The sequence below is a fragment of the Methylobacillus draconifructus genome, from assembly GCF_045984355.1.
GTDB lineage: Bacteria > Pseudomonadota > Gammaproteobacteria > Burkholderiales > Methylophilaceae > Methylobacillus > Methylobacillus flagellatus_A.
In genome coordinates, this window is sequence record NZ_JBJQII010000009.1 from 1 (window position 1) to 7838 (window position 7838).

The window sequence follows — 7838 nt, forward strand, 5'->3', positions numbered from 1 at the left end:
AACAACCCGTGCTGAATGTCAAAACTACGGCGTTTGCAAATACACTTTAACCACGAGCTATGCTGACAATGGCGCTGGGCGATGCGCCGTTACTCTGACAGTTTCCGAAGTCGATTTTGTTCCGAATCAATATGGTGTTGAACCGGGTTCCTTTCCTGGTGGCACTGTAGATAAAATTCCTGCGTGCCCTTCTGGCTATACGGGTACGCAAACCTGCAATCTCCAATCTCCTGGCGATGTTAAAAAACCAGAAAAAGCAAAAGATGAAATTCAGCGTGTTGGCAATACCTTCCAGCGTGACCCTATGCAAAATCCTGCTGACAATAACCCGGCTTTAGTTCAAGAAGCGCCAAATAGAATTAGCTACACGGATGCTTCAACAGGCGAAAAAGTCACCATTGAACTCAATAGCAGCACTGGAGCTGCGACTGTCACACATACAGTCCCAAACTATTCAAACAGCACTACCGGTCAACAAGTTACAACAATTTCAGGCGGCTCTGGCTCTGGTTCTGGTGCTTCTGTCACCGGCCAATCAACAGCGACCTATCCTGGAACAGGTGACCAAACCGGCACAACCCCTATTTCGGGTGGCACTGGTTCTGGAACTGGCGATTGCGCCCACTGCGCAACCGAAGTCACGCTTTCGAACCTTCGCGACATCACCAAAGATATAAGCGACGCAATTCATGGTGAAAATGCCGATCCAGAATTAGCAGGACAGGGTCTTTCTGAATCATTTAACCTAACTCAGGATGGCATATTCGATGACCTGGGCGACAGTATGCGCAGCATGGTCACTGATTCCGGCCTCTGGCAGCTCTATACCGAAAAAATCCTCCCGGCATCACCTTGGACGCTAGCAACGCAAGGCGAATCAGCCAATTGCAATATGACGTTTCAGCTTATGGGCCGCCCGTATGAGGTTAGTATTTGTGAGGCTCAACCTTATCTACATTCAGCAATCGCCTTTGCCCTGTTCGTCATGACGGCCATTGGCGTGTTCAATATTCTTGTTGAACGTCCAGAGGGGGGCGCGTGATGCATTGGCTGTTCATTGGTCTGGCTAGCATCGTTGAAAGGGTCGTGACCTGGTTTATCGTCCGCGGCATTCGCAAAAGCGCCTATTTCCTGGGCTATGTCTCTTTTGTCTTGGGCCTGTTTACTGCCTTTGTCGCCATGGCCTATACCGGCATCACTCTGCTGCGTCCAATCACGCCAACCGGCGTTGCGTTTGGTCTGGCATTCCTGCCGCCGTCAACGCCAGCTTTCATTTCCTTCTACGTCACTGTGCTGATAACGAAGCGAGTCTATGACTGGCACAAGCATTTAAGCCGTGATTTCACCCAGGCCACAATGCACTTCTAGCCATGGCGAATTGGACATTGACAGGGGATTTGGGGGCAGGGAAGTCCATTATTTCTACGGGAAAGATCATGGACTTCCTTGCGGCTGGCTTGCCAGTAGCAACCAACATGGATATTTACCCGGAAAATTTTCTTCCTCCTAATTCAAGGGCTACACATGTCAGGCTTCCGGATTTTCCTAGTAGTGATGATCTTTGGGCTTTGGGTATGGCTTCAACAAGTCGAGATGAAAGCACGTTCGGCCTCGTTGCCCTGGACGAACTCGCAGTTTTTCTTAACTCCAGAGAGTGGCAAGGTAAGGCCAGGGATCAAGTAATCAAATACCTGCGCCACGTCCGAAAAAACCATTGGCATACGCTCTTCATCACTCAGGACATCGAGTCCATAGACGCCCAGGCGAGAAGGGCGCTCATTGAGCATAAAGTTGTCTGCAAGCGCACTGATAGACTCAGCATCCCATTTCTTGGCCCTTTCCTTCGCTTGCTCGGCCTGAAAGGTAGATTGCCCCAAATTCATATGGGCATTGTCAGGTACGGCAAGCAGGACTACTCCCCAAAGGTCGATACCTGGTGGTATCGCGGCAACAAACTCTATGATGCCTATAACACTGACCAGGTGTTCACGGATGAGGCTGAACGTGACCTCACGCTGCAAGGTTACGTCATCGATCAGTCAGGCAAGCGCCAGGTCAAGGAATACCAAGCGCAAGTGACAGGCGCTTTTACCGTTTTAAGCCCCTGGCATCTCAAAGGGCGCTATATGTCCTTTTATCAACGCTGGTCATATGCCATCAATGCCTTTGCCGGTGTGTCCATCGCTGTGTTTGCCTTGTTCTCTTGGATCAGCCACGCAAACAACGTCAAGCCTCAAACCATCGCCACTGTGCCTGCTGCCTCTATCGAGGAAATTAAGGGCTTGATGGACCTGGGCGACCATTTCATCATCACCACAAAAGCCGGATTAGTGCTGGAGTCCTGGGAGTCCAGGAAAGACGCGACCGGCACTTATTACAAGGTTGGCTCATCATGGTACAAAAAGCCCTCGGAATCCTGATTCTTACATTCCCGTTCCTGGCCCAAGCTGAGGTCAATCTTGAGTTCGCGGCCGTCACCATTCCGGAATTTGCCCAAACCGTCCTAAAAGGCATCATCAAGAAAAACTACATCCTGTCGCCCGATGTGCTGACCGATGGCCGCACCATTACCGTATCGATCAAGGCCGCGAAAGAAGACAAGCTCCAATCCCTGGTGGCTGACGTCCTGGAACAGAACGGTATCACCTTGCAAGAACGCTCGGAGTATCTATACCTGACTCGAAATCAGGCATACGCTGCCACGCCTCAAGCGCTGCCAGGCGACATTCAGCCCGCCTCAATTGACCATGAACAGCCTATCCAGGAACAGCCACAAGCCGCGCTGCCCTCTGATCTGCCCGTTTACTCCTACCGGCCTCAATACCGGGACCAGAGGGAAATAGGGGAGCTGCTCAAGTTTGCCGGTGCCGAAGTCCAGGCCATTACCGATGATGTCGTCTTTTATCGTGCCGATGAAAACAAGCAGGACATGCTGCAAACCATCCTGGCAGAACTGGATCGCCCGTCCAATGAAGTCGTCGTCAAAGCCTATATCTATGAAGTCACCAACACCGTGCGCGATGTGAACGCTATCTCGGCTGCGGTCAGCCTGCTTAATTCCAGGCTAGGCATCACGGTAGACAACGGCACAACGCAATCTAACCAGGTCAAATTGTCCCTGCCGAATATCGAAGTCCTCATTTCCGCGTTTGACTCGGATAATCGCTTCAAGCAAGTGAGTGCGCCATCGCTGCGGGTCAAGAATGGCAAGAACTCCCGGTTCAGCGTGGGCACAGAAACGCCGACGATTAGCTCGACCACGCAAACCAATAACGGCAACCCGGTCCAGTCCATTATCTATAGACCGTCAGGCGTCATTCTTGAAATTACGCCCAAAATCCTCGCTGAAACCATCGAGCTGGACATCACGCAACAAATATCCAGCTTCCAACCCACGACAACAGGCGTTAATCAGTCGCCAACACTGCTAAAGCGTGAAATCAAGACGGTAGTGAATACCAGGGGCGGGGAATTGATCCTGCTGGGCGGCCTGAATGAATCCAGGGTAAGCAAACAGCGTCAGGGCCTGGGCTTCCTGCCTCGTCTGTTCAACGCCAACACTGATTCCGATGAGAAAAGCGACATCCTCCTAGTGATGCAGGTTCAGCGCTTGTAATGCAGACTAAGGCCTATCAATCTCGTCACCTGGGCGATTTGAGGCCCGATAGGGCTGTAGCGAAGCGGAACCCAGGCGTTACCCCGGCTGCATGCTGTCCCTTGCCCTTTAGGGTCGTGCCGTCGTCCGGCACGAGGACATGCAGTCCGCTTGCTGAGAGTCAAGGTGCGCTGACCGCACGCGTAGCGCGCGGCAGCGCGCCTAGATTCATCTTACGGACACATAACGGAAATAGACGAGGAAACGCCCGAGGAATAGGGCACATGAAGGGTAAAAGTAGGGTGTGCAGCCAATCATCAAAATGGCTCAAAACCCGCGTATTTAAAGGATTTGGCCTATACCGAGGTATTGGCAGCAGTAAAAAAATCGCTCTAATCGCTTCCTATGAAGCCGATTTTCTTGAGCTGCAGCAGAAAAGGGGTGCGCAGCGCTCTATGTAGGTAGGGAAGTAACAGACAAAAAAATGGGCTAGTCCGGGTGCAACCGTCTAGCCCTGCCGAATCACCATCTTGAAGGAACTGACTCGACATGCTGAATAGTGTAGCACATGGAATAGATGCAAGCTTTAAAATGACCGTCCGCAAATTCCCGGAAGTCATTGAAGTAACAGTAAAACCCGTCAATCACATGTTGGAGCTAATGCGTAGCCGCTCCCATGGCCTCAAGAAAGCCCCTGTCAAAGTCGAGCTGCCCGAGGATGAAAGGGCGCGTAAGGACGAAGAAAACAAGACCCGCGCTATCCGCCGGGCCAAACAGTCGATCAGATGGCTCGTTCACCGCCTCAAGGCTGATCACCTGGTGACATTGACCTATCGCGACAACATGCAAGACACCGATCGGCTCAAGCGCGACTTTGACCAATTCCGCCGCCTGATGCTCGCCAGGTATCCTGATTGGAAATACGTTGCAGCCAGGGAACGTCAGGATCGCGGTGCCTGGCACTTGCATCTAGCCGTCCAAGGCCGTCAGGACATCAAATACATGCGCACCTGCTGGTATAAAGTCCTAGGCTGCCTAGGGGCTACTGGCAAGGATGTCATGGGGCAAGTTGATGTCGTCGGCCCCAGAAAACGCTTTGGACAACCCAAAGGCACTTGGAAAAGCGCTAAGCTCGCGTGCTACCTCACAAAGTACCTGGATAAATGCTTCGATATGCACGAACACTCCAGCAAGCGCTACTGGTCAAGTAAGGGCGCTCCAAAGCCCGAGATAACCCAGCACTGGCTAGGCTCCCAAAACATCACGGAAATGATTAAAGACGCCTTCGACATCGCGATGCTGCACGGATTGGAAGATTTCCCGGCTCAAATCATGCAGTCAAGGGATCGAACGTTGTTATGGCTCTCTGGCGCAAGAAATTTAAAGCTGTCCTTTGCCTCGGTATTAGATGACTGAAAAAAACGCCTCTAATCGCGCGTTTAAAATGCCCGGTTAAGGGTAAGGTATCAACAACAAGAAAAAAATCGCTCGTAGAAATGAGTTTTCAGCCAAAGCAGACGCATTATGTTGATGTCCCGGAGTGGGCTACTAAATTAAGGCACTTATATTGGGTGATTCGTGTTGAACGGCACTCCAAAGTAAAACGCCGTCGATACTACAGATATGTATTCAAGGAAAAGTTGAGGCTGGTAGAAATGGGATATGAGCAGGAATTAGTGAATGCGATATGCAGGTACTACTGCGAACTGAGCATCATTAGCGGCAGGCGTTTGGAAGAGGTCATGGCTAATCCAAGTCCTCAGATGAGGTTGATCTTTCATTCTGATGACGATAATTAGATTACCATCTGATTTAACATAATGCACACTGCTAACGCACGCTAGCCCGGCTGCAAGCGCTTCGTAGGGGAGGTGTGACGTAGCTGCCAATGTCAGGCCTGAAATTGCGCCTAGTGTTCCAAGCATTTTCACTGTTGTAAATCCTGCTTCTTTCACGAATTTGCTTTTTTCCATTGATTCGGCGTATTCCAAAGCTTCTTCAATGTTCATTCCTGCTGCAACTGCAAGTTTTAAGAATTTCGTTGCGTTAGGCGTGGCTCTTCCTGCTTTCCAATCTGAAATATTCTGACTTGTTACACCTATCTTTATCGCAAAAGCTCTATCGCTTGCGATCATCTGTTTCTTTTTTCCTAGTTCTACTAGTGCGTATGCATTCATTTTCTTGGTTCCCAGTGATCGACTGTGCAACGTGCTACTTCATTGGTAATCACGTCCGTTTTGTATTTCCTCTTGCAGATTGCCGTGTCCTGGCCTTTGACCAACACAAACTGCACTTTTCCATTTTCTTGTTTAGCGGGCGGCTCTCCCAGGCTACCGATCCCTTCTAAGTAATCCCGTCCAGCAAACATATTCCCGATGAAATCGGTCTTTCCGTACCGTTTCAATATCAATGCTGAGTCCAGCATCAGCCCGCCTAGCAATATCCCTGTTGCGATTAAAAGTACTGTTTTCATTGTTTTTGATTCTCTTGATTTGTATGAATCATCATATATATGAAATTTCTTTACAATATAAGAATTTTCATATACCCTTTGCCCATGTATGAAATTTCATACATTTATTAAATGACTATTCCAGAAAGGGAATCACAATGTCTCAGTATCCAGTACACGTCACAGCCTCCGAATTAATTGAAGGTGTTGCTAAGACTTCCGGCAATCCTTACAAAATGGTTCGCATCCAAGGTGTTCTTGAAGTTGGTGAAGATCGCCAAATTTTTAGAACTGTTCTCCCTAGTGGTTCAGAAAAGCCAGTCCCTGGTCGCTACATGGCGCAATTCGAGCCACGTGTTAATAACCAGACCATGGAACTCGGCGGTGGCATCACTAAGCTTGTTCCTGTCGCTCCAGGCAAGTAAAAGGGTAGGGGAGCGCTGCTCCCCATTCTCCAGGGGGGGAATTCAATGTCAGCCATTTGGAACAATCTCACTCAAGCCGCCCGTAAACGCCTGTTAAGCGAAGCTGGCTACTCCAAGTTCTACTCATCTCGCACCTTTGAGGGCCTCCCTTATTGGCTCAAGCGCGATGTTGAGTACACCTACAAGTTGAAGGGTGCATAGGCATGGCTGCCGGCTGGTCTGTACTAGGAAACTGCTATACAACCTCTCATCAGGTGGTCAATGCCTTCACCGGCTATATAGCTTCTAATAATGCAGGCGGTACTGTTTTTGTATATACCCAGCCAGTTTCAATTTCATTTAATAATCAAACTGGTGTCATTAATTATACGATCCGTTATGACGAAGGCTCAGTTACTGCGTCTAAAACTTATATTGCCCAGCCTTGTGATACCGACTACACGCCAACCCCTGCCAACGCCGTTATCACTGGTGACGGTACAGGCATAGTCCAACCGCCTCTCGAAACTGTCACGCCCACTACCAAAATTTCCAGCCTGGGCGGCGACGACATCATTCTTCTCTGCGCTGTTCTCTTTGCCACATTGTTCGGCTTTTCCTCGGGAATCAGCGCGGGAAAAGGAATTGTGAGATGACAATCGCAATATTTATGAAGTGGTTTTTTGTCAGCTTTGGCACGAGCTATATCCTCGGCTTACTAGTGGGAAGTGCTATTTCTTTTTTCCAAAATTTCACAAGGAGTAACTAATCATGAAAGCAAGCAACATTGTAAAAATCTTGATGGCTTCTACCGCCATTGTCACTGTCACCATGCCAGAAATTGCCAGCGCTGCAAGCCTGCTGCCTGCTGACGCCCTGGATGGTATCGCTACTGACGCCTTAGATACCGCAAAGGATGTGGCGACGCAATTCTTGCCTATCGTGGCCGGTCTGGCTATCACATGGTTCATCGTGAGTGCCGTCAAGAAAGGCCTGGGCAAGGCTGGCGTGAAGTAATCACGAGGAGCCGGGGAAACCCGGCTTTTTCCTATGAAAACCTTCAAAAAATCTATCCTTGTTGCAATCACGATCACTGCTCTGGCTGTTCCGGTGGCGGCAAAGGCGTTTTTGCCATTAGCTGGAATAGCACTTCTTGTTGAAGCTGCTGGCGGAACTGTTCCTTTTGCACTGAGCGCGGCTGGTCATGCGGCGGTAATTGGTTTAATCACCTTTGCTGCGACGGAAAACAACCCGACTTCTCCTTTGGCATCGAAGCCAATTACAGTGCAAATTGATCCTGATAAGCCTTTAACTGTACCCCCTGGTTGGACTGACGATAAAACGCCTCCTCCAACCGCTCCTCTCGAACTTGTTTGCCCTTCTCCAA

General features: G+C 49.7%; 12 protein-coding genes. 10 read left to right on the forward strand and 2 right to left on the reverse strand.

Annotated features, from left to right (window positions below):
• From ACJSDX_RS14255 to ACJSDX_RS14280, 6 genes are all read left to right on the forward strand, one after another.
• A partial coding sequence (locus tag ACJSDX_RS14255) for a hypothetical protein (RefSeq protein ID WP_407995250.1) occupies positions 1-1042 on the forward strand: 1042 nt, incomplete at its 5' end.
• On the forward strand, positions 1042-1368 hold the full coding sequence (locus ACJSDX_RS14260) for a hypothetical protein (RefSeq protein WP_407995251.1): 327 nt from the start codon (positions 1042-1044) through the stop codon (positions 1366-1368). The genes ACJSDX_RS14255 and ACJSDX_RS14260, both read left to right, overlap by 1 nt.
• A gap of 2 nt (positions 1369-1370) precedes the next feature.
• On the forward strand, positions 1371-2420 hold the full coding sequence (locus ACJSDX_RS14265; RefSeq protein ID WP_407995252.1) for a zonular occludens toxin domain-containing protein: 1050 nt from the start codon (positions 1371-1373) through the stop codon (positions 2418-2420).
• Positions 2393-3616 carry a type II secretion system protein GspD gene (locus tag ACJSDX_RS14270; protein WP_407995253.1) on the forward strand — a complete coding sequence of 408 codons (1224 nt, stop codon included), beginning with the start codon at positions 2393-2395 and terminating at the stop codon, positions 3614-3616. Before ACJSDX_RS14265 ends, ACJSDX_RS14270 begins: the two co-directional genes overlap by 28 nt.
• Before the next feature lie 263 nt (positions 3617-3879).
• Entirely contained in the window at positions 3880-4056 is a 177-nt protein-coding gene (locus tag ACJSDX_RS14275; protein ID WP_407995254.1) for a hypothetical protein, read from the forward strand.
• A gap of 88 nt (positions 4057-4144) precedes the next feature.
• The gene (locus tag ACJSDX_RS14280) at positions 4145-5011 is read left to right on the forward strand and encodes a rolling circle replication-associated protein (RefSeq protein WP_407995255.1); all 867 of its coding nucleotides are present in this window, start codon (positions 4145-4147) and stop codon (positions 5009-5011) included.
• 257 nt (positions 5012-5268) lie between these two features.
• On the opposite strand, the gene ACJSDX_RS14285 is transcribed toward ACJSDX_RS14280, so the two are convergent.
• Together ACJSDX_RS14285 and ACJSDX_RS14290 are read right to left on the reverse strand one after the other, a co-directional pair.
• A complete protein-coding gene (locus tag ACJSDX_RS14285; RefSeq protein ID WP_407995256.1) occupies positions 5269-5772 on the reverse strand; it encodes a helix-turn-helix domain-containing protein in 504 nt (167 codons plus the stop codon).
• The gene (locus ACJSDX_RS14290) at positions 5769-6068 is read right to left on the reverse strand and encodes a hypothetical protein (RefSeq protein ID WP_407995257.1); all 300 of its coding nucleotides are present in this window, start codon (positions 6066-6068) and stop codon (positions 5769-5771) included. Before ACJSDX_RS14290 ends, ACJSDX_RS14285 begins: the two co-directional genes overlap by 4 nt.
• A gap of 137 nt (positions 6069-6205) precedes the next feature.
• On the opposite strand from ACJSDX_RS14290, the gene ACJSDX_RS14295 reads away from it, so the two are divergent.
• The 4 genes from ACJSDX_RS14295 to ACJSDX_RS14310 all read left to right on the forward strand — a co-directional run.
• Positions 6206-6472 (forward strand): hypothetical protein, encoded by a 267-nt coding sequence (locus ACJSDX_RS14295; protein WP_407995258.1) that lies wholly within the window; start codon positions 6206-6208, stop codon positions 6470-6472.
• 203 nt (positions 6473-6675) lie between these two features.
• Positions 6676-7107, forward strand: a complete 432-nt coding sequence (locus ACJSDX_RS14300) for a hypothetical protein (RefSeq protein ID WP_407995259.1) — start codon at positions 6676-6678, stop codon at positions 7105-7107.
• 115 nt (positions 7108-7222) lie between these two features.
• Positions 7223-7468, forward strand: a complete 246-nt coding sequence (locus tag ACJSDX_RS14305) for a hypothetical protein (RefSeq protein ID WP_407995260.1) — start codon at positions 7223-7225, stop codon at positions 7466-7468.
• 33 nt (positions 7469-7501) lie between these two features.
• A partial coding sequence (locus ACJSDX_RS14310) for a hypothetical protein (RefSeq protein WP_407995261.1) occupies positions 7502-7838 on the forward strand: 337 nt, incomplete at its 3' end.